The organism is Pseudomonas sp. SG-MS2 (assembly GCF_009933855.1).
Lineage (GTDB): Bacteria > Pseudomonadota > Gammaproteobacteria > Pseudomonadales > Pseudomonadaceae > Aquipseudomonas > Aquipseudomonas putida_E.
Map to the genome: position 1 here is coordinate 1 of NZ_MOMO01000221.1, position 2,610 is coordinate 2,610.

4 protein-coding genes are annotated in these 2,610 nt (G+C 54.2%); all 4 read right to left on the reverse strand.

Translation table 11 applies throughout. The features are described from left to right. Positions 1-134: 134 nt before the first annotated feature. Positions 135-494: an IS66 family insertion sequence element accessory protein TnpB gene (gene tnpB, locus BLX42_RS18435; protein ID WP_009687920.1), complete on the reverse strand. Its 360-nt coding sequence runs from the start codon at positions 492-494 to the stop codon at positions 135-137. A 70-nt stretch (positions 495-564) separates the two neighbouring features. Next, on the reverse strand, positions 565-915 hold the full coding sequence (locus tag BLX42_RS18440; protein ID WP_178110739.1) for a hypothetical protein: 351 nt from the start codon (positions 913-915) through the stop codon (positions 565-567). Next, complete coding sequence (locus BLX42_RS26945; RefSeq protein WP_256672038.1) at positions 912-1,286, reverse strand: hypothetical protein; 375 nt, start codon at positions 1,284-1,286, stop codon at positions 912-914. Before BLX42_RS26945 ends, BLX42_RS18440 begins: the two co-directional genes overlap by 4 nt. Then, on the reverse strand, positions 1,243-2,289 hold the full coding sequence (locus BLX42_RS18450) for a hypothetical protein (RefSeq protein ID WP_161872346.1): 1,047 nt from the start codon (positions 2,287-2,289) through the stop codon (positions 1,243-1,245). The genes BLX42_RS26945 and BLX42_RS18450 overlap by 44 nt, the downstream gene beginning before the upstream one ends. Positions 2,290-2,610 lie beyond the last annotated feature (321 nt).

Genomic DNA, 2,610 nt, shown 5'->3' on the forward strand with positions numbered 1-2,610 from the left:
TGGGTGGCATAGGCTTCGTTGACTTCCTGCTCGCGCAAGCGTGCTTCGTAGGCCTCAAGCAACATCTGCTTGAGTAGTACGGGATCGTCTGGAAGGTTGTCGGGCAAGGAAATCATGCCCCGGATTATACCGGGTCAGGCAACGAAACGGGGTGTCAGAACCTGATGTGGACGGTTGCGCCAGAGGTCGAAGCCGTCGAGTAACCAGTTAAGTTCCTGGACGGTCAGGACGATGGCTTCGTCGGTGGCGTCGGGGGAAGTTTTGAAACGTTCGGCTTCGAGGCGCTTGAGCCAAAGGCAGAAGCCGTTGCGCTCCCAGTACAACACCTTGATGCGGTTACGGGCTTTATTGAGGAAGACGAAAAGTACGGGGTCGAACACGGCGACTTTGATGTCCAGCTCGACCAGGGCGGTGAGGCCGTCGATGGATTTTCGAAAATCCACAGGCTTGGGGTAGAGGTAAACCTTTTCGACTTTGCTGTCGGGACGCATCATGGCGGACTGGCTCCAGAAAGAAATCGGGAGCGCAGCATCGGGCTTCAGGTAGTCGCTTGGAATGTGGGCTTCATGGAGCGGATACGTTGATGGGGGTTGAGCGGAAAGGGCTTGCAAGCTGAGCGGCTGTTACGCACCTATACCCAACGCCTTTGACACGCACATGAGCGACATCACGAAACGCAGCCTTCACCAGCTCATGCCAGGCCCCATCGGTCTGAATCCCGTGGACGAGCATGAGCGTAATAATATCGGCATTGTCCCTGATGTTAGCCATCTGCATGTCGAGCACCGAATCGAACAAATCCAGATACTCAGGCTCTAGCCCTGCGCGGATGACTTGCAGCTGTGCAAGTCGTTTTGTCGGAAGGGTGTTTTCCCAGGTGCTTCTGACGAGGGTCACGATGTCGACAGGCTTCAATCGAGCACCAGCCGGTAGGATGGTTCAACGATGGCAGCACTCACCTCGACATCGACATCATGGCCTGGGTCACGGACCACTTCGGGAATATCGCTATACGATTGGAACGAGATACCTTCGCCGCTGGGGCATCTCACGATCAGGAATCGCTTGATGATGCGGCCCGTCACCAGGATATTGATCAGAATCGCCAGGTGTGCGGCGGTGCCCGCTTGCATGATATCGAACATGCGATTTGGGTTAAGTCGAATTCGCGGCAAAGCTTCGCCATCCTGGTTCTCGAAGCCCTGGATGAAAGTCGCCATTTTTCTGAGGCCTTCGGCCTCGTCAGGATGGCGATGTATTAAAGGCGATAACTTTTCCGCGAACATATTCGTATTCTCCGGCGGAGCACGCTACGGTCACCGCAAACTCGTTTCTCTCACCCGAAATCAAAAGACGCAATTCGCGGGGAGGATCACTGTCTGGTAGTTTAACGTAAATGTTAGCTCCCGTCACTTCGCCATTACGCGCTACGAAGTGATCTAGCGCATTCATCGACCCCTCGTCGGATGAAAGATTTTCATCCGTGTTCGAGGATGCAATTTGCATCATGACGCCGAATTCATTTCTTGCAGTTGAAGTACTATACCTAAGCTCTTCAGCATATACCTTACGATCGCTGTGAATTCTATTTTTCGCGGTCCGCAAGGAAACTTCTTCAAAGCCTTCATCTGGAAGAAGTTTTCTGACCTTTGACTTTAATGCGTGCAGAAGTTCTGCATACTTTTTAGCCTGGTTGTCTTGCGACGCGATGCGAAATTCCAGAAGGCCAGTATGGTCCAGATGAACGATGTTCACTGCTCGCTTTTTAGTCGTAGCGTATCGCTTGACGAACTGGCCGGACTCAGCATCCCTCTCTTCAGAGAACAGGCGGCGAATCTCGCGGCTTTCCACGACTTTGATCGTCAGCGAGGCTGGCAGCTTCTGTGGATCTGGACGCTGCAGGCGGATGTCCACGATCGTGGGCTGCTCGGGCAGATCCAGGTCAAGGGGATCAGTGAACAGCCCTGCCAGGCCCTCGTCTTGTGCGATGGCCGCGATACGGGTCGGGTTGAGCAGGCCTTTCGCCCGATCAGGTGAGCATTTGAACAGGAAGGTGTGCTGTTTGCCGAACTCTTCAACCTGCTGGAGCAGTTCACGGAGATCCTTGACCGAAATTTTCTTTTCGGCCAGCGCCGGCTCGATCCGCTTTTCGTACAGATCGTCCCAGTTTTGCGCGGAAATCGGGATGCCCTTTGTCCTCAGGAAGTCCTTGACGACGGTTTGGCTGGTCGCAGTCTTGAGGAGGCCAAACAGGATCTCGGCTAGCTTTTTGTCGTCGTCACTCAGCACATCACTCTCCACATGTTGGCATTGGCTCACCGGCTCCAAGGAGCCATCGCTGTGGAAGCATGAAGCCGGTGACATCCTGCCACGAGAGCGCCGACCTGCGCGCGCCATGCTTCCTTAGCGTGCGCATTCTCGCCTTTTTGATCTCTAGAACACAACGTAAAACACCATCAAATTGATATTACTTCGGCATCTCCCGTGCCTCAAACCCCCGAAACCGTGGGTTGTACTGATTTACCTAGGGGGAAGTAGCTGGTGGCCGATAGTAGGCCTTTTGAGCGCCTGTCAGAGGCCCTCGGGCATGCCCTGCACACACTCGATTAT